The sequence below is a fragment of the Paractinoplanes polyasparticus genome, from assembly GCF_019710575.1.
Lineage (GTDB): Bacteria > Actinomycetota > Actinomycetes > Mycobacteriales > Micromonosporaceae > Actinoplanes > Actinoplanes polyasparticus.
In genome coordinates this window covers 297,474-315,516 of the sequence record NZ_JAHWFK010000013.1, presented here as the reverse complement: position 1 = coordinate 315,516, position 18,043 = coordinate 297,474, and the positions used below count along the sequence as shown (strand labels likewise).

General features: G+C 71.2%; 16 protein-coding genes and 2 pseudogenes. 14 read left to right on the top strand and 4 right to left on the bottom strand.

Annotation, left to right across the window (positions count from 1 at the left end; translation table 11 throughout):
* Window positions 1-50 precede the first annotated feature (50 nt).
* Window positions 51-626 carry a Uma2 family endonuclease gene (locus tag KXC43_RS16455; protein WP_221376909.1) on the bottom strand — a complete coding sequence of 192 codons (576 nt, stop codon included), beginning with the start codon at window positions 624-626 and terminating at the stop codon, window positions 51-53.
* 130 nt (window positions 627-756) lie between these two features.
* Between KXC43_RS16455 and KXC43_RS16450 the strand changes: the two genes are divergently transcribed.
* The 9 genes and pseudogenes from KXC43_RS16450 (at window position 757) to KXC43_RS16410 (ending at window position 10,725) form a co-directional block, all read left to right on the top strand.
* Window positions 757-1,395 carry a NuoI/complex I 23 kDa subunit family protein gene (locus KXC43_RS16450; RefSeq protein ID WP_221377108.1) on the top strand — a complete coding sequence of 213 codons (639 nt, stop codon included), beginning with the start codon at window positions 757-759 and terminating at the stop codon, window positions 1,393-1,395.
* Window positions 1,392-1,892 (top strand): annotated as a pseudogene (locus KXC43_RS16445) (NADH-quinone oxidoreductase subunit J family protein); the annotation flags it as partial. The gene KXC43_RS16450 and the pseudogene KXC43_RS16445, both read left to right, overlap by 4 nt.
* 479 nt (window positions 1,893-2,371) lie before the next feature.
* A complete protein-coding gene (gene nuoK, locus KXC43_RS16440) occupies window positions 2,372-2,743 on the top strand; it encodes an NADH-quinone oxidoreductase subunit NuoK (protein WP_221376908.1) in 372 nt (123 codons plus the stop codon).
* Window positions 2,740-4,629 carry an NADH-quinone oxidoreductase subunit 5 family protein gene (locus KXC43_RS16435; RefSeq protein WP_221376907.1) on the top strand — a complete coding sequence of 630 codons (1,890 nt, stop codon included), beginning with the start codon at window positions 2,740-2,742 and terminating at the stop codon, window positions 4,627-4,629. The genes nuoK and KXC43_RS16435 overlap by 4 nt, the downstream gene beginning before the upstream one ends.
* Entirely contained in the window at window positions 4,626-6,125 is a 1,500-nt protein-coding gene (locus KXC43_RS16430; RefSeq protein ID WP_221376906.1) for a complex I subunit 4 family protein, read from the top strand. The genes KXC43_RS16435 and KXC43_RS16430 overlap by 4 nt, the downstream gene beginning before the upstream one ends.
* Window positions 6,122-7,585, top strand: a complete 1,464-nt coding sequence (locus tag KXC43_RS16425) for an NADH-quinone oxidoreductase subunit N (protein WP_221376905.1) — start codon at window positions 6,122-6,124, stop codon at window positions 7,583-7,585. The genes KXC43_RS16430 and KXC43_RS16425 overlap by 4 nt, the downstream gene beginning before the upstream one ends.
* A gap of 117 nt (window positions 7,586-7,702) precedes the next feature.
* Window positions 7,703-8,575: a zinc metalloprotease HtpX gene (gene htpX, locus KXC43_RS16420; protein ID WP_221376904.1), complete on the top strand. Its 873-nt coding sequence runs from the start codon at window positions 7,703-7,705 to the stop codon at window positions 8,573-8,575.
* Between the two features lie 141 nt (window positions 8,576-8,716).
* On the top strand, window positions 8,717-9,967 hold the full coding sequence (locus tag KXC43_RS16415) for an MFS transporter (RefSeq protein ID WP_221376903.1): 1,251 nt from the start codon (window positions 8,717-8,719) through the stop codon (window positions 9,965-9,967).
* Between the two features lie 182 nt (window positions 9,968-10,149).
* The gene (locus KXC43_RS16410; protein WP_255644134.1) at window positions 10,150-10,725 is read left to right on the top strand and encodes a Uma2 family endonuclease; all 576 of its coding nucleotides are present in this window, start codon (window positions 10,150-10,152) and stop codon (window positions 10,723-10,725) included.
* A 60-nt stretch (window positions 10,726-10,785) separates the two neighbouring features.
* Here the strand turns inward: KXC43_RS16410 and KXC43_RS16405 are convergent, their stop codons facing one another.
* Window positions 10,786-11,454 carry a class I SAM-dependent methyltransferase gene (locus KXC43_RS16405; RefSeq protein ID WP_221376902.1) on the bottom strand — a complete coding sequence of 223 codons (669 nt, stop codon included), beginning with the start codon at window positions 11,452-11,454 and terminating at the stop codon, window positions 10,786-10,788.
* A 108-nt stretch (window positions 11,455-11,562) separates the two neighbouring features.
* On the opposite strand from KXC43_RS16405, the gene KXC43_RS16400 reads away from it, so the two are divergent.
* Window positions 11,563-11,985 carry a DUF1707 SHOCT-like domain-containing protein gene (locus KXC43_RS16400; RefSeq protein ID WP_221377106.1) on the top strand — a complete coding sequence of 141 codons (423 nt, stop codon included), beginning with the start codon at window positions 11,563-11,565 and terminating at the stop codon, window positions 11,983-11,985.
* Here KXC43_RS16400 and KXC43_RS16395 read toward each other — a convergent pair.
* The gene (locus KXC43_RS16395) at window positions 11,982-14,114 is read right to left on the bottom strand and encodes an acyltransferase family protein (protein ID WP_221376901.1); all 2,133 of its coding nucleotides are present in this window, start codon (window positions 14,112-14,114) and stop codon (window positions 11,982-11,984) included. The genes KXC43_RS16400 and KXC43_RS16395 overlap by 4 nt on opposite strands.
* A gap of 42 nt (window positions 14,115-14,156) precedes the next feature.
* Here KXC43_RS16395 and KXC43_RS16390 point away from each other — a divergent pair, with 42 nt between their 5' ends.
* The 3 genes from KXC43_RS16390 to KXC43_RS16380 are packed head-to-tail and all read left to right on the top strand — an operon-like array spanning window position 14,157 to window position 16,705.
* Window positions 14,157-15,155 (top strand): LLM class flavin-dependent oxidoreductase, encoded by a 999-nt coding sequence (locus tag KXC43_RS16390; RefSeq protein ID WP_221376900.1) that lies wholly within the window; start codon window positions 14,157-14,159, stop codon window positions 15,153-15,155.
* A 39-nt stretch (window positions 15,156-15,194) separates the two neighbouring features.
* Entirely contained in the window at window positions 15,195-16,025 is an 831-nt protein-coding gene (locus KXC43_RS16385; RefSeq protein ID WP_221376899.1) for a GNAT family N-acetyltransferase, read from the top strand.
* The gene (locus tag KXC43_RS16380; RefSeq protein WP_221376898.1) at window positions 16,022-16,705 is read left to right on the top strand and encodes an MOSC domain-containing protein; all 684 of its coding nucleotides are present in this window, start codon (window positions 16,022-16,024) and stop codon (window positions 16,703-16,705) included. Before KXC43_RS16385 ends, KXC43_RS16380 begins: the two co-directional genes overlap by 4 nt.
* Here KXC43_RS16380 and KXC43_RS16375 read toward each other — a convergent pair whose 3' ends face one another.
* Window positions 16,706-17,380, bottom strand: coding sequence for a maleylpyruvate isomerase family mycothiol-dependent enzyme (locus KXC43_RS16375; RefSeq protein ID WP_221376897.1), 675 nt, complete (start codon window positions 17,378-17,380; stop codon window positions 16,706-16,708).
* A 338-nt stretch (window positions 17,381-17,718) separates the two neighbouring features.
* On the opposite strand from KXC43_RS16375, the pseudogene KXC43_RS50845 reads away from it, so the two are divergent.
* Window positions 17,719-17,838, top strand: a pseudogene (locus KXC43_RS50845) (bifunctional DNA primase/polymerase); the annotation flags it as partial.
* Window positions 17,839-18,043: the final 205 nt, after the last annotated feature.

The following is an 18,043-nucleotide window of genomic DNA, read 5'->3' as shown; positions in this document are numbered from 1 at the left end:
CGTGATTTCACCGTACCGGAAGATCCGAATCGCCGAGCCGAGCCTCTGCGTCAGAGGTTGCGCGGCCGAATGGACGTCAGCGGGATCTCGATCTGCCAGGGGCGGTCGAGCCTGATCGTGTCGTCGCCGCTGAACGTCTCCAGCGGCTCGTAGATCCTCTCGTCCGTGTTCAGCTCGTACACGCTCACGGTGATCCCGTCGTTGGTCTCGATCAACCAATAGAACGGGATTCCAGCGTGGGCGTAGAAGGCCGGCTTCGTGAGCGAATCGATGCTCTTGGTGCTGGGCGACACGATCTCGGCCGCCAGCACCACTTCATCGGAAGTAAATTTTCCGGTCTTCGATTTCGCCGCTTCGAAGGTGACCACCAGGAGGTCGGGCACATAGCGCCGCTGCGGACTGAGGATCACGTCGTTGGCCTGGCTGACAAACAGATGGTCGGGGCACGATCTCACCAGAGCCGAGCCCAGCAGCAGGGCGAGCGTCTGGTGGACGCTCGAGGGGGAGGGGGTCACGTGGAGAATTCCATCGATGATCTCGCGACGGACGCCGTCCTCGGGGAGACGATCAAGATCGTCTGAAGTCCAGTCGCCCTGAGGTGGCATGTCGCTGGTGGCAGCGGTCATGAGAGGCCTCCCGGGCGCCGGCTCTCGTACTCGGCTGCAAACCTACCGCAAGATCTGATGGGGGTGTGCTCGCATCAAATGGGGTGACGGGGCAGGATATGCGTTTGTGAGTGACGACGGGGAGCGCGGCATGCCCGGCAAGGGGCTGGTGCAAGGGCTCGCCGTCACGCTCAAGACGATGACCCAGCGGTCGACCACCCAGCAGTACCCGGATGTCGAACCCGAGTTGCCGCCGCGCAGCCGTGGGGTCATCGCCCTCTCCGAGGAGAACTGCACGGTCTGCATGCTGTGCGCCCGCGAGTGCCCGGACTGGTGCATCTACATCGACTCGCACAAGGAAGAAGTCGTCGTCCCCGGCGCGGCGCGGTCGCGGCAGCGCAATGTGCTCGACCGGTTCGACATCGATTTCTCGCTCTGCATGTACTGCGGCATCTGCATCGAGGTCTGCCCGTTCGACGCGCTGCACTGGACGCCCGAGTTCGAGTACGCCGAGACCGACGTCCTCGACCTGCTGCACGACAAGGACAGGCTGGGGGAGTGGATGCGCACCGTGCCTCCGCCGCCGGCCCACGACGTGCTCGGCGAGCCCTCGAAGGAGGAGGCCACGGCGGCGCGCAAGGCAGCCGGTCCAGGTGCGGCCACGGCCGCCAAGACCGCAAGGCCTCCCGTACGCCGCCCCGCCGCTCCCGCCGCTGCCGAGCCGGCCGCGGCTGAGCCTGTTGAAAAGGCGGCGCCGGCCGAGAAGGACGAACCGGAGACGGGCCGGTGACCGTAGCGGACGCGCTGATGCTGGCTCTCGGCGCGATCGCGGTCGGTTCCGCCGTCTTCGTCGTCACCAGCGCGCACCTGGTCCGCGCCGGTTTCTATCTGGTGGTCAGCCTGGGCGCGACCGCCGGCCTCTACCTCGTGCTGGGCGCCGAGTTGGTCGCCTGGGTGCAGATCCTGGTCTACGTCGGCGCGGTGGTCGTGCTGCTGTTGTTCGCCGTCATGCTGACCCGGGCCCCGATCGGCCCGTCCCCGGATCTCGACCGCCCCGCACTGCCGGCCGCCCTGGTCGGCGGCGGCGTAGGGCTCGGCCTGACCGTCCTGCTGATCGACGCGTTCCGCTGGACGGAGTTCGAACTGCCCCCGGCCGGCACCGGCCGCCGCGTCGGCGAGCAGATCTTCGGCGCCTGGGTGCTGCCGTTCGAGGTGCTGTCGATCCTGCTGCTGGCCGCACTGGTCGGCGCGATCGTTCTCTCCCGCCCGGACATCGGGGCCCGTCCCGACCCGAACGCCCCGGCCGACTCGGACGTGCCTCCGCCCGGCCCGGTCGACGAATCGGACGAGGTGAAGGCCCGGCTCGAGCGCATCGCCGCCCGCCAGGCCGCCGCGCAGGATCGGCTCCGGGCTCAGCGCGCGGCCGAGAACGCCGGCGCCCCGCCGACCGAGACCGCCGGTGTGAAGACCCGCGAGGACGTCCTCAGGGAACAGGCCCACGACGTCGTCTTCCGCGCGCGCGAGGCCGGCCCCACCCTGGGTGGCCCACCGGAAAATCCGGAAACATCCCAAGAGGGCCGACCGCGGGTCATCGAGGGCACCAGCCACGAGAACCCGGCCCGCACGCTGCCAACCGGCAACGACCGGGCGCTACCACGAGGCACCGACCGGGCGCTGCCGCGCGGCAACGACCGGGCGCTGCCCGCAAGCGCGGACAAAGGGCCGGCGCTGCCGAAGCCCCCCGCCCAGGACGACGAGGAGACCTGATGCACGCGGTCATCCCGTACGTCATCGCCGGTTTGCTCTTCGCGCTCGGCGTCTACGGCGTCCTGCGCCGGCGCAACGCCATCCTCGTCCTGATGGCCGTCGAGCTCATGCTCAACGCGGTCAACCTGATCCTGGTCGCCGCCGACGCCACCATCAAGTCCGCGCTCGCCGGCGTCCAGCCCGAGGCCTGGGCCTATCCGGTCCCCGAGCCGAGGGCCGGCGCGATCTTCGCCCTCTTCGTCATCGTGCTGGCCGCGGCCGAGGTCGGCGTCGGCCTGGCGATCATCCTCCAGTACTACCGCCTGCGCCGGGACGTGGTGCTCGACGACGTGGCGCTGCACGAGCACGACCACGAGCGGGTGTCCGGGTGAACGCCGCCGTCCTGATTCCCGCCGTACCGCTGCTTCTGGGTCTGGCCGGCCTGCTCCTGCCGCCCGGCGATGACACACAGCGTCGCCGCCCCGCCGCGACCCTCGGTATTGCCGGCGCCGCCGTCTCACTGCTCGTGACGCTCGGCGTCCTACTCTTCGCTACCAAGCCGGTCGAGCTGTCGGCACACTGGGTCAGCCTCGGCGATATCGACCTCACGCTCGGCATCTCGGTCGGGCACGCCGCCCTCTACGTCGCTCTGGCCGTGGCCACGGTGGCTCTCTTCGTGCAGATCTACTCGGTGGCCTACCTGCACGACGACCCGCGCTACGCCCCGTACGCAGCGCAGATCAGCCTGTTCACCGGAGCCATGCTCCTGGTGGTGACCAGCGGCGACCTGATCGGTGTGGTCGTCGGCTGGGAGATCATGGGCGCCTGCTCCTACCTGCTCATCGGCCACGACCGCCGCCTGCCCGAGGCGCCCGCCGCGGCCGTGAAGGCGTTCGTGGTCACCCGTGTCGGCGACATCGGCTTCCTGCTCGGCGTGGCCTTCCTGATCGTCGACGCCGGCAGCAGCCGCCTGGCCGACGTCCTGGCCCAGCCGCCGCACACCGCCGCGCTGCTGCTGATCCTGGCCGGGGTGGCCGGCAAGAGCGCCCAGTTCCCCCTGCACACGTGGCTGCCCGACGCGATGGCCGGCCCCACCCCGATCTCGGCCCTGATCCATGCGGCCACGATGGTCGCGGCCGGCGTCTACGTGGTCTTCCGCCTGTACCCGCTCTTCGAGCAGTCTCCGGCCGCCCTGGCCGTGCTCGGCGTGATGGCCGCGATCACGATCCTGCTCGGCGCGTTCAGCGCGATGGCCCAGGACGACCTGAAGCGTGTTCTCGCCTGGTCGACGGTCAGTCAGATCGGGTACATGACCGGCGCCCTCGCCGTCGGCTCTCCCGCCGCCGCGCTGTTCCACCTGCTGACACACGCGGCGTTCAAGGCTCTGCTCTTCCTCGCGGCCGGTGCGGTCATCCACGCGGTCGGCACCAACTACCTCTCCCGCATGGGCGGCCTGCGCGAGCACATGCCGGTCACGTTCTGGGCGTTCGTCGCCGGGCTGGGCGCGCTGGCCGGCCTCCCGCCGCTGGCCGGCTTCTGGTCGAAGGAGAACGTTCTGACCGCGGCCGCGCACGCCACCGAGGGCGGCGAGACAGCGCCGGTCTGGGTCGGCTGGGTGGTCTGGATCGCCGCGCTCTTCGCCGTCGGGATCACCGCCTGGTACGCGACCCGCCTGCTGCTCTGGGGATTCCTCGGCCACTCCCGCGCGCACGGCGCCGACGGTCCGGACTGGGAGGTGGGCTTCGACGACGCCCGCTACACCCGGCCCGCGGCCCCGCACGATCCGCCGGGCGCGATGCGCTGGCCGATCCTGCTGCTGGTGATCCCCTCGGTGCTGCTCGGCCTGGCCGCGTACGCCCCCGGCTTCCGTACGGCCCTGGAACTGGACGAACCCCATCTCAGCGTGGCCGTCGTCCTGCCGTTGATCCTGCTCGCGGCCGGTGCGACGGCCGCCTGGTGGCTGTGGCGCGCGGTGCCCGGCGTCGATCCCGCGATGGCCCTGGGCCGCACGCGCCCCCTGCTGGCGGCCGGTTTCCGCCTCGATGACATTCAAAATCGTCTTCTTGTACGACCCGTGCGGGCGCTCGCTCGTGCGGTCCTCACCGTCGACACCCGGGTGGTGGACGCCGCCGTCGAGGGCACCGGCACCACCACCTCCCGCGTCGGCGCCGCGCTCGCCTACGCCCACCGCATCCCGCTGCCCGCCGCCGCGGCAGCCGTCCTCGCCGGCGCTCTGCTCCTCGGCGCCGTAGCCGTTCTGTTCGGAGCCGCCGCATGACCGTGGCCCTGCTCGCCGTCCTGCTCGTCCCGGCTGTCGGCGCGGGCGTCCTCGCGCTGTTCCCGGCACGCCTCGACAGCGCGGCCCGCCTCACCGGCACGATCTTCGCCGCGGTCACCCTGATCCCGATCGCGCTGCTGGCGTTCGCCCGCGACGAGGCCTGGTCGGCCTATTCGGCCACCCCTCTCGCCGTACGGCCGTGGGCCGAATTCGACGTGTCCTGGGTCCCCGCGCTGCGCCTCGACTTCCACCTGGGCGTCGACGGCGTCTCGTACCCCCTGGTCGCGCTGACCGGCCTGCTCACGGTGCTCTGCTGCGCGTACACGATGTGGCGGGTCCCGGCCGGCGGCTCCGGTCGTACGCTGGTCGCCCTGTTGCTGGTCCTCGAAGCCGGCATCCTCGGCACCTTCCTGGCCCTCGACCTGATCCTGTTCTTCCTGTTCTTCGAGGTCGTGCTGCTGCCCATGTACGCGGTGATCGCGGGCTGGGGCGGCGAGGACAGACGCCGGGCCGCGCGCAAGTTCGTGCTCTACACGCTGTTCGGCTCGGTGTTGCTGCTGCTCGGCGTCATCACCGTCACCGTCGCGGCCGGCACCGGCGACCTGGCCCGGCTCGCCGGTGGCGCCGATCTCAGCCGTTCGACGCAGTACGCCGCGTTCGCCCTGTTCGCTCTCGCGTTCGCCGTGAAGGCCCCGCTCTGGCCCCTGCACACCTGGCTGCCCGACGCCCACACCCAGGCCCCGACGGTCGGCTCGGTGATCCTGGCCGGCGTCCTGCTCAAGATGGGCACGTACGGCCTGATCCGGGTCGGTGTCGGCGTCGCCCCGCTGGGCGCGGAGTGGGCCGCGCCGCTGCTCGGCATCCTGGCCGTGGCCGCGATCCTGGCCGGAGCGCTGATCTGCCTGCGCCAGACCGAACTGAAGCGCCTGATCGCCTACTCGAGCGTCGGCCACATGGGCTTCGTGCTGCTCGGCATCGCCGCGCTCAACGCGACCGGCCTGCAGGCGGCGCTGCTCGGCAACGTCGCACACGGGCTGATCACCGGCCTGCTGTTCTTCCTGGCCGGCGCGATCAAGGACAGGGCGCACACCGGTGAACTGGCCGACCTCGGCGGCCTGCGCGAGACCGCACCGCGGCTGGCCGGCCTGCTCGGCTTCGCCGCCATCGCGTCGCTGGGCCTGCCCGGCCTGGCCGGCTTCTGGGGCGAGGCGTTCGCCGTGGTCGCGGCCGTGCAGCGCGGCGGCGGCCTGTGGGTGACGCTGGCTGTGCTGGCCGCGATCGGCGGCGCGCTGACCGCGGCGTACTTCCTGCGTCTGCTCCGCAAGGTCACGCACGGCCCGGCGGTGGCGGTGGCGGAGCCGTACGCCGTCACCCGCGCCGAGTGGCTGGCCTGGTCACCTCTCGTGGTCCTCACGCTCGCCGTGGGCGTGGCGCCCAGCCTGGTGCTGGCCGCGACGAGCGCTCCCGTACGAGCCTTGACGGAGGCACTCCGATGAGGGCCCAGACCGTGGATCACATCTCACTGCTGCCGCTGTACGCCGCGGCCGGCACCGCCGTGCTGGTGTTGCTGGCCGACCTGCTGATCGCCCGCCGCGCCGCCACCATCGGCACCCTGACCGCGGGCGGCCTGGCCACCGTGGTCGCCGCGATCGTCACCGGCGCCCGGGCGGGCACGTTCTGCGATCCGAACGGCAGCGCCTGCTCGTGGGTCCCGACCCCGCTGGCAGCCACCTCGGCCGTCGTGTTCGCCCTGCTCACCGTCGGGGTGCTGGCCCTTTCGAGCCCCTCGCTGCGCCTGGGCACGGCGCCGGTCGGCGAGTTCTGCTTCCTGCTGGCCGCCTCGATGACCGGTGGCGTCGTGGTCGCGTACGCCGGAGATCTGATCACCCTGATCGTCGGCCTGGAGACGCTGACCCTGCCGCTCTATCTGCTGGTGGGCCTGCGCCGCTTCGCCCCCGGGGAACGCGTCACGACGTCGGGCGCCTCCGCCTCGGTCACGTTCTTCCTGATCAGCGTCGTCTCCACGGCCATCGCCCTGCTGGGCGCGGCCCTGAACTACGCCGCCACCGGAGCCCTGCACTTCGACCGCCTGATCGAGGGCGCCGGCGTGACCGCCCCCGTGGCCACGGCCGGCGTGGCCCTGCTGGTCATCGGCCTGGCCTTCAAGGTCGCGGCCGTGCCCCTGCACGCCTGGGCCCCGCCCACCTACGAGGGTTCTCCGCTGCCGGTCGCTGCCTACCTCTCCACCGCCTCCAAGCTGGGCGGCGTCCTGGCCCTGGCCGCGATCGTCAGCCGCCTCGACGCGGCCGCCCTGACCGCCTTCCTGGCCCTGCTGACCATGACCGTCGGCAACCTGGTGGCCCTGCGCCAGACCCGCATGGTCCGCCTGCTGGCCTGGTCGTCGATCGCCCAGGCGGGATACATCCTGGCCCCCTTGGCGCTGGGCGCCGACGGCCTGGAGGCAGCGGCCGCGTACACCGTCTTCTTCGTGGTTCTCGAGTTCATCGCCTTCGGCGTGGTCGCGGCGCTGCGCCCGCCCGGCGCCGACGGCGGCGAGATCGCGGCCTACCGCGGAGCCGGCCGTCGTTCCCCCTGGCTGGGCGCGGCCCTGGTGCTGGCCCTGGCTGGTCTGGCCGGACTGCCACCCGGCCTGGCCGGCCTCTTCGCCAAGGTCACCGTGGTCGACGCCCTGATCGAGAACGACCAGACCTGGCTGGCCGTGGCGGTGGCCCTCAACGCGGTGATCGCCCTGGCCTATTACGTACGGGTGGGAGCCCTGCTCTACGCCGCCCCGCCCCGGGTGGGCGTTCCCGTGGCCGACCCCGACCTGCTGGAAGCGGCCCTGCACCCGCGCCTGCCGGTGACCCGCTCCGTGGCCGCGGCCCTGATCACCGCCGCGGCGGCCGCCATCGCCCTCGGCTTCGCTCCGCAACTCCTGTTCAACGCGCTCACCTAGGGCGTGACCACCTGATCGCCTACAGCGAACTCACAGCGCAACCCGGATGAAACCGCAGGCCGGCGACGTTCCATCGATGCGTGGCCCCCACCGGGCCGCAGATCGAAGGAGTTCCTGTTGCACAGCCATCACAACGGTCTCAAAACGGCCGCTCTGCTGGGTCTGCTGACGGCCATCATCCTGGGCGCCGGCTATTGGCTCGGCGGCAGTGGCGGTCTCGTGTTCGCGGTCTTCCTCTCGCTGGCCATGAACGCCGGCTTTTACTTCTTCTCGGACAAGCTGGCTCTGCGGGCGATGCGCGCGCAGCCGGTCAGCGAGGCCGAGGCGCCCTGGCTCCATCAGACGGTGCGCGAGCTGGCGACCAGTGCGGGGCAGCCGATGCCGCGCCTCTACGTCTCGCCGACGATGCAGCCGAACGCGTTCGCGACCGGCCGCAACCCGGAGCACGCGGCGGTCGCCGTGACCACCGGCATCACCCAGCTGCTCAGCCAGCGTGAGCTGCGCGCCGTGATCGGGCACGAGCTGTCGCACGTCTACAACCGCGACATCCTGATCTCGAGCGTGGCCGGCGCCCTGGCCGGCATCGTCACCAGCCTGGCCCACCTGGCGATCTTCCTGCCGCTCGGTGGTTCGGACGACGAGGACAGCCCCAACCCGGCGGCCCTGCTGCTGATGTTGATCCTCGGCCCGCTGGCCGCGACCATCATCCAGCTGGCCATCAGCCGCAACCGCGAGTTCCAGGCGGACGCCGACGGCGCGACGCTGACCGGTGACCCGCTGGCCCTCGCCAGTGCTCTCGAGAAGATCCAGTACGGTGCCCAGCGTCTGCCTCTGCCGGCCGACAACCAGCTGACCAGCGCGGCGCACCTGATGATCGCCAACCCGTTCCGGGCCGGCGGCATCTCGAAGCTGTTCTCGACCCACCCGCCGATGGAACAGCGCGTCGCCCGCCTGCGCGAGCAGGCCGGAGCCATCCAGTACGTCCGCTGACCTCCGTCCAAGAGGGGCCGTCCGACAGGGCGGCCCCTCTCTGTGTTTCCGAACACCACCCCCCGTATTCCGGATGTGTTGCGCGCGGCCCCGGCGTTAAGGTCCGAAGGCCTGTTGACTCATTACCGAGGAGAGTGTGAAGTGACCGCGCTGCGTCAGTACCTGGGCGTTTGGCATCTGCCGGGCGGGCGGGTTCTTCTGAGCGTCGGGATCTTGGCCCGTCTCGGCATCGGCATGACCCCGCTCGCGCTGCTGTTGCTGGTCGAGCAGGCCACCGGCAGCTACGCCGTGGCCGGCCTGGCGGGCGGCCTCTACGCCCTCGCGGGCGCGGCGATCAGCCCGGTCGCGGGCCGGCTGGCCGACCGCATCGGCCCCGCACCGATCCTCGTCACCACCGCGGTGCTGCACCCGCTCGCCCTCATCGCCCTGGTGCTGATCAGCGCGCAGTCCGCGATCTTCGTGGCCGCCGCCGTAGCCGGCGCCACCTACCCGCCCCTGACCGCCGCGATCCGTCGCGCGTGGACAGACATGACCGAGCCGGGCAGCGGTCAGCACCACCTGCGCGGCGCCGCCATCGCCGCCGAGACCTCGCTGTTCGAGCTGGTCTTCGTGCTCGGCCCCATCCTGGTGGCCGGCTTCGTCGTGGTCGCCAGCCCGGCCGCCGCGCTGGTCGGAGCCGCGGTGGCGACCCTGATCGGCACCCTGGTGATCTCACGGCTGCCGGTCATGCGGCGCCACCACCGGCACGCGCACACCAACGAGGCCCGCGGTCTCGGCCCGCTGAAGGTCTCCGGCTTCCCGGCCCTGCTCGTCTGCGTCATCGCGCTGGGCATCGGCTTCGGCGCGGCCGGCGTCATCGTTCCCGCCTACGCGAGCCAGCACGGCGGCGGCGACGGCATGGGCGGCGTACTGCTCGGAATCTGGGGCGTAGGCAGCGCCCTCGGCGGCATCTGGTTCGGCACCCGGCGCCCCGCGATGGCCCTGCCGCGACAGTTCGCCTGGCTGCTGGGCGGCGTGGCGCTGAGCTTCCTGGTGCTGGCCTTCATGCCCAGCCCTCTCTGGCTCGGCATGGCCCTGGTCCTGGGCGGCGCCGTGATCGCTCCGGCCCTGACCGTCGAAACCAACCTGGTCGGCCGCCTGTCCCCGCCCGCGATGCTCAACGAGGCCTACACCTGGGTCGTCACCGTCTCGGTGGCCGGCAGCGCCGCCGGCGGCGCCCTGGCCGGCGCGATCGTCGACCAGCCGGGCGGCCTCAGCTGGGCCTTCGCCCTGGTCGCAGGCGTACTGACGGTGGCTGCCCTGGTCGCCGCGGTGCCCCACGGCTCGATCGCCCGAGCCGACGAGCGCGCCAGCGACCGCCTGCGCGTGGCCCTGGCCGCCGAGTCGATGTAGCCGAATCGGCCACGTTCAGGGACGGCCTTGACGGCTGCTCTGGTCTCATGACAAGGTGCTTGGTGACCAGCGGTGTCGACCGACTGGCTCGGCGAGGTGGCAGGTCAGACCGCAGATGCGGCCGCACAGGTCGCCTGGGTAGCGCTTGACTTGGCGCGCCGGGGGCAACACCCGCCGACAGGTTGGGCGATCCGATGGGCATGGCATTGCTGGAGCATCCGGAACCGTGGAGCGAGGACGAGTTCTTCGCGCTGGGCAAGACCTCGAACCGGGTCGAGCTGGTCGATGGGAGCCTGTGGGCCGGTCCCGCACCGAGCAAGCGTCACCAGCACATCGCTTTCCTGCTGGCGATGGGCCTTTGTGGCGCAGCCGAGCGGGCCGGGCTCCTGGTGCTGCAGGACGTCAACCTGCGGTTGGCCGGCGGTCGCATACTGCAGCCGGACCTACTCGTGGCCGATACGGACGACGTCGGTACGACGGTGGAGGCCGCCGAGACCGAGCTGGTCGTCGAAGTGGTCTCACCGAGTAACGCCGGAACGGATCGGTTGCTCAAGCCTCAGTTGTATGCGGCGGCGCGGATCGGCTGGTACCTGCGGGTGGAACAGCCCCAGGACTCGGTGGAGCTGCACCTTCAACGCCTGGACGGCGACCACTACGCCTCGGTCGAGGTCGTGGGTCCCGGCCAGGTACTGGCCCGCGAGGAGCCATTTCCGTTCCAGCTCGAAGTCGCGTCTCTGCTGCGCCGCCGCATCGGTTGACCGGCCGCTCGACCGCGGCGTGAGCGATCATTTGGCGGGCTGAGCGCCCTGCTGGGGCGATCAGGAACCACCGGTTGACGCGGCGGCCGGCTTGACCAGGGTGAGCGCCTGGAAGCGCAGGTCGGCGGCGTCGTGGATGTGGAAGTCGAGGATTTCGAAGGCGCGCTCGGCGTGCGTCAGCAACTGCTTGTCCGAGCGGAACGAGAAGAACCGCGGCGGCACGTGGACGTCCTCGAGGGCTACGCCCTCCTCGTCCTCGCCGCCGTAGACGCCCAGATAGAACAGCCCGCCCGGCACGAGGACCGTCCGGATCGCCCGGAGCGCGGCGTCGAGGTCCGCGTTCGGGACGTGCAGCAGGGTGTTGAGCGAGTAGACCGCGTCGAAGGTGGACTCCGGAAAGCCGAGATCCAGAACGTCCCGTACGGAAGCCTCGATCCCTTTGGCCCGGGTGCGCTCGACCATCGCGGGCGACACGTCGACGGCCCTGACTTCCAAACCCTCCTGCTGGAAGTAGAGGCTGTCCTGACCGGTTCCGCAGCCCACTTCGAGCAGGGTTCGGGCGCCGGCGGCGCGCAACCGGTCGAGGAAGGCCGCCCGTTCGTCCAGTTTCCAGTGGTCTTTGGTGCGCGTGTCGCGGTCGGCGGCGGCGCTCCGGTCGTATGCGCTCCGATGGCGCTCGACCACATCGCCGTACCTCTGCTGACGAAGGTTTTCGAGGCGCAATCTCATGGTTTTCCCCCTGCCGGGCGCTCGTGCGACTCGGATAGCCTGACGCGATCGACGGGGTGCGTAAAGGAGCGTCCGATGACGAAAGATGTCCGGGCTGACATCGAGACGATGCGCGCCGCCGACACGGATCGGCAGAAGGTCGCCGACCAGTTGAAGACCGCGCTCGACGAGGGCCGCCTGACCCTGCACGAGTACGACGAGCGGGTCGGCCTGGCGTACGCGGCCAAGACCTACCAGGAGCTGCTGATGCTCCTCACCGACCTGCCCCGTCCGGGCCTCAGCGCGCACGAGGTGCGCTCCCGGCACGAGTCCGAGCAGCGTCGCCGCGCCCGCCGGCTGCCCACCGCGATGCTCGTGCTGTGGACCATCTGGGCCGCCCTGGCCGTGGTCAACCTGGTGGTCTACGCGCTGGTCGCGGTGAGCGTCGAGACCGACATCTACCCGTGGCCGGTGTGGCTGGCCGTGCCCGGCGCCGCCCTGGCCGCGGTGACCGTCGGCGTTCAGGTCATCCGCGCCCAGCAGCGCCGCTAGCGGCGGGGGAAGATCGCCCGCTCGACCACCGGGGCGATCGCCTGGGCGTAGGCGACGGTCAGGTGGCTGTTGTCCTTGTAGACCAGCGTGTTGCCCACGATGACCGGGCACTTGCCCTGGCCGCACAGCCACGGCGTCGGGTCGATCACCCGCAGGCCCGAGGCGCGTGCGGCGTCCGCGACCAGGTCGCGCCGGGGCCGCTCGCTGATCGCCCGCGCGATCGGGCGGGCGCACTTCGCGAGACGGCGCGCGTTCACCGCCGCGCACTCGGGGGCGTTGCCCTTCGGCAGCGGCGTGTCCTGCAGCAGCACCATCGGCGTGCCGCTGAACAGGTGCCAGGTCTGCTGCCAGCCGCGCACCCAGAGCGGGTCGGCCGGGCGGGCCATGGTCCGGCCGCCGGGGCCGATCAGGCCGCCGTTGTCGAGGTCGTTGGAGGCCATCACGATCAGGTCGGGCTTGTCCCGCACGATCCGCTGCGCCACCTGGTTCCGCCAGGTCACGCATTCGGTGTAGGGGCGTTTGAGCACCTCGTTCCAGGTCAGCACCTGGGGCAGCTGGCAGGCAGCCTTGGTCAGCGCCACCAGCCGCCAGCCGTGGTTGCGGGCGGCCGCCTCGACGGCCGGGAACCAGTGCGCGGCGTGCGAGTCGCCGATCAGGTACATCGTTCGGGCGCCGTCGGGGTCGCCGTAGACGCAGGGCCGGTTCGGCCGCGCCTGGGTGTAGTTCGAGTGGCACTGGTCCTGATAGATCCGCGGGCTCTGGCTCAGCGCGTCGGCGAGCCGGGGCGTGAGGTTCCGCGGCAGCCGGGTACGGCCGAGCGAGGCGGTGATCAGCTGGGTGAGGCGGGCTTGCGGCTCGTACGCGGTGGCCAGTTCGGCCCGTACGTCGGGCGCAGCGGGCCCGGTCGGCAGGGCGGGGGTGAACTGGCCGGCGATCAGCGCGAGCACGGCGGCCGAGGCCGACAGGATCAGGCCCATGGCCACTCCCCGCCGGGCCCGGCGGCGCAGCCACGGCCGCGTCCGGACCGGGTTCTCGACCAGGTGATAGGTGACCCAGGCCAGTCCGAGGGTGGCCGCGGCGAAAGCCAGGTTGGACTTGACGCCCGGGTCACGCCCGAGGGCGAGCGGCCAGATCATCAGCACCGGCCAGTGCCACAGGTACCAGCCGTACGAAAGCTTGCCGACGAACCGGAACGGGCCGGTCCCGATCACGCGGCTCGCACCCCAGCCGCCGCTCGAGGCGCCACCGGCGATCACCGCGGCGGTGCCGAGGACGGGCAGCAGCGCGGCGTAGCCGGGGAACGGCGTCGACTTGTCGAAGGTGATGGCGGCCGCGACCACAGCCAGTAAGCCGGCCCATGTGAGCAGGGCGGCCACACCCTTGGGCGTACGCCGCAGAAAGCCCCCGGCGATGGCCACGAGCGCGCCGATGCCCAGTTCCCAGGCGCGCGTGTGCGATCCGAAGTAGGCCCACGGCGCGGCGGCCACGGTCTGCTGCACGCTGATCGCCAGCGACACCACGACCAGGACGGTCAGCGCGACCAGCACGCGGCGGCGGGCCCAGAAGGCCAGCAGCAGAAGCGGCCAGAACAGATAGAACTGCTCCTCGACCGCGAGGGACCACAGGTGCTGCAGCGGCGAGGGCGCCGCGGTCGCGTTGAGATAGTCGGTGCCCTCGTACGCGAGCCGCCAGTTGATCCCGTAGAAGGTGCTGAACAGGGCATCGCTCGAGATCGACGCGAACCGGGTGGCCGGCAGCCAGAACCAGGCCGCCACGACCGTCGCCACCAGCACCACGGTCGAGACCGGCAGCAGCCGGATCGCCCGCCGCGCGTAGAAGGCCCGCAACGAGACCGTTCCCGTCCGGTCCAGCTCCTTGACCAGCAGCGTCGTGATCAGGAAGCCCGAGATCACGAAGAAGACGTCCACCCCGACGTACCCGCCGGCGAACCGGTCGATCCCGGCGTGGCTGAGCACCACCAGGATCACCGCGATGGCCCGCAGCCCCTCGATGTCCGGCCGGAAGCCGATGTGCGTCCCCTCGGCGGGACGCGTGCCGGCTCCCTTGCCGTCGAGGCCCGGGGACGGCCGGCGCTGGCCGACGATGGTGGTGTGGACTGAGTAGCTCATGGTCTCCGTCTGTGCTGGCGAGCTGCGCGCTAGGGTCGAGTCGTGACGCCGCCCGACCGTGTCCCCCTGTCCGTTCTCGACCTGGCCACGGTCCGCGAGGGGCACTCCAGTGCCGATGCGCTGCGCGGCACGATCGACATCGCACGCACCGCCGACGAGCTCGGCTACCAGCGCTTCTGGGTCGCCGAGCACCACAACATGCCGGCGGTCGCCTCGACCGCGCCGCCCGTTTTGATGGCATCGGTGGCGGCACAAACTGCAACGATTCGGGTGGGATCGGGTGGCGTGATGCTGCCCAACCACATGCCTTTCGTGGTCGCCGAGCAGTTCGCGTTGCTCGAGGCGCTGCATCCCGGGCGTATCGATCTGGGCATCGGGCGCGCCCCCGGCACCGACCAGGCGACGGCGGCCGCGCTGCGCGGGGTCTCGCCCTATCTGACCGTCGAGCAGTTCCCCGACCACCTGCGGACGGTGCTCGCGCTCCTCGGCGACGACCGGATCGACGTCGGGGCGGCCGCCCGGCTACGCCCCACGCCGGTGGCCGAGAGCTTCCCCGAGGTCTGGATGCTCGGTTCCTCCACGTACGGGGCTCAGGTCGCGGCTGCCCTGGGTCTGCCCTTCTGTTACGCGTATCACTTCGCGACCGGCACCGACGTGGCCGCCGCACTCCAGCTCTACCGGGCCGGGTTCCAGCCGTCGCCGCGCTTCCCGCAGCCCCACGCGATGGTCAGCGCCTCGGTGATCGCGGCCGAGACCACAGAGGAGGCCCACTATCTGGCCGGGCCGAGCCGGGTGATGCTCCAGAGCCTGCGTACGGGCCGTCTGGGCCCCATCGTCTCGCCGGAACAGGCCGCCGCGATGGGCGTCGACGAGACCTTCGGAGGCACCCAGTACGCGGGCACCGCCGAAGAGGTGGTCGCCGACCTCGACGCGCTGGTCGCGCGCACCGGCGTGCAGGAACTGATGCTCGCCGGCACGGTCTACGACCCGGCCACCCGCCAGGAGTCCCTCGCCCGCATAGCCAAGGTGTGGGGCCTTTAAGGGGTCGCGCCTGACGCAAAGCGACGACATGATCGCGCTATGGCATGGCAACTGACCGAGGACGTCGAGACCTTCCACGCCACCGCGGGCCGCTTCCTGCGCGCCCGCCCGATCGAGCACACGAATCTGCTCACGATGGTCGAGGCGCTGCGGCACGACCTGCGTTCGTACGGCCCGGAAGCCCCGATCTTCGGCTGGTGGAGCACGCCCGCCGGTCAGGTCGCCGGAGTGCTGATGCAGACCCCGCCCTATCCGGTGATCTTCAGCGAGCTGCCGACCCCGGCCGTGCCCGCGGCCGTGCTGGCGCTGGCCGGCCGCCCGCTGCCCGGCGCCAACCTGCCCGCCAGCGCGGTCGACGGGTTCTCGGCGGGCTGGCGCAGCCGGGCCCGGGTGCGCGCCCACGTGGTCCGGCGCACCCGCCTCTACCGCCTGGCCACGCTCGTGCTGCCGCCCACACCGCCGCCGGGCAGTGCCCGCTACGCCGGCCCGGACGACCGTGAGCTGCTGCGAGGCTGGCTGCGGGCCTTCCACGACGAGATCGGGGAGCGCCGCTCCGACGATCCGGACCGCTTTCTCGCGTACGGCGGGATCCTGCTCTGGGACGACGGCCGGAGCCCCGTTTCCATGGCGATCCGGTCCCAGCCCGCTGTCGGTACGGTCCGGATCCAGATGGTCTACACGCCGCCCGTGCAGCGCGGCCGCGGCTACGCCGGCGCGGTAACCATCGCCGCGACCCAGGCCGCCCTCGGATCCGGCGCCGAAAGCGTGGTGCTCAACACAGACCTGGCCAACCCGACCAGTAATGCTTTGTATCAGCGACTGGGCTTCCGTCCGGTCGAGGACCGAGTGATCGTGGAGTTCACGGCATGACAGATGGCAAGGTGCTCTCGGTGAACGTCGGCGTGGCCCGGCCCAACCCGGCCAAGCGTTTCGGCGGCAACACCGGCATCGACAAGCTCCCGGTCGAGCACGCGGTCGACGTGCGCGCCCCCGGCCCCAAGACCACCGGCCTGCACAGCGGCGTGGTCGGCGACCCGATCGGCGACGTCAAGCACCACGGCGGCGACGACCAGGCCGTGTACGCCTACTCCCGCGAGGACTACGACTGGTGGGAAGCCGCGCTGGGCCGCCCGCTGGCCAACGGCTGGTTCGGCGAGAACCTCACCACCGAGGGCCTCGACCTCAACGCCACCCGGATCGGCGAGATCTGGCGCATCGGCGACACCCTGGAACTCCAGCCCACGTTCGGCCGCGTCCCCTGCATGACGTTCCAGGCCAAGATGGGCGAGAAGAAGTGGCTGAAGCGCTTCGCCGAGGCCGCCCGCACCGGCACCTACCTGCGAGTGCTCACCCCCGGCCCGCTGCAGGTGGGCGACCCGATCGAGGTCGTACACCGCCCGGCCCGCAGCATCGGCGTCTCCGAGGCCTTCGACATCTACATGCACCGCTCCGAAGACCTGGCCCGCATCCTCGAGGCCGAAGCCCTCCCCGCCGACCTGCGCGAGGAACTGGAACACCGCCTCTCCCGCGGCACGTCCTCCGGCAGCTGATCAGGGCACAAGGGGGCCGCGCAACACCTCGCGAGCGCTCGCCTCATCGCCGGACAGGCTGTCCCACGGGACGGGCCGTCGCCCCCAGAGCATCAGCAGCAGGTCCGCGGCGGTCCCGGACAGCTCGGCGACCGGGTCGCCGTGCCCCAGCAACCAGCACGCTCGCAGGTCGGTGGCGGTCAGCCGGACCGCGGCCCGGAACGGACTCATCCGGCCGAGCCGAATCTGTCTCGGCACGAAACCGTCGACGACCTCAGCGATACCGTCGCCGCTCAACTCGGGGTTCAGCATGCCCGGCCGGTTGAGGGCGTGCTCGGCGTCCCAGCGGTGCACGAGCGTCTCGAGGCAGCGGCGGCGTCGCCAGAAGCCGACCGTGCGCGGCGGGAAGAACGTCCACGCCTCGGTTGCCGGGTCCACAGCGAGCGTGGCGGTGAGCGTGCGGGCCGTGTCGGCGAACCACGACACGACGTTCGCCGGTGGCGGATCCGCGACGTAATCGCCCCGGCGCTCACGGACTGCGGCGGCCGCCCACAGGTTCTCCTGACCCAGATGGACGACCAGGTCGTGCAGTGTCCAGTCACCACAGTGCTCGATGGGTGTGGAAAGGTCGCCGGTCAGACAGTCCTGGAAGGCGGCAAGCTCCTGCTGCAGGAGCGCCAGATGGTCGAGGGCCATGCCGTCGAGGATCTCGCGTGCGGGCTCCCGATCACAACGAGAACGGCCCCGGAGCGCGTTTCCGCGGCTCTCGGGGCCGTTCTGACTGCCTGTGGCGGGTAGAGGATTCGAACCTCTGTAGCTTTCGCGACGGATTTACAGTCCGCTCCTGACGCCGCCACTGAGCAGGTAAAAGACGACTGAGTGACCGCTCCGGGGGACGCATGGGGGAGATTGGCCTCAACGGTGGCTGAAACATTGGGGTTGGCCAGCCACCCTGTTTCAGCCGCTGTTTGTCGGCCCGCCCCTTGGGGCCCGGGGGCAACCGCGTCCGGCCGCATTGGCGCAGGACTAGCTTCGGGAGCACCGCCGCCGGCCGCCTCTACACCCTCGCCCGTGACCTGCCGGTCGCCGAGATGCCCGGCTGGCTCGCCGAACGCCTCGCCCCCGCGCCGCTGCCGCCGCAACGGCCGGTCGTCGATTGAACGTCGCGGAACACGCCGGGGGACAGCTGGCGTGACGGGTGTCCCCCGGCGTGTTCCCTGTTCAGTCGGCTGTGGGGGACGGTAGGGACAGCGGGGACAGGCGCCGCCAGCTCGGGAACCGTACAAAGCCGCGTAGTCCTGCCCACCGTAGGTGAGCCTGAGGAGTTCTCCCCGAAAGCCCATCGGTGGACCGGTCAGG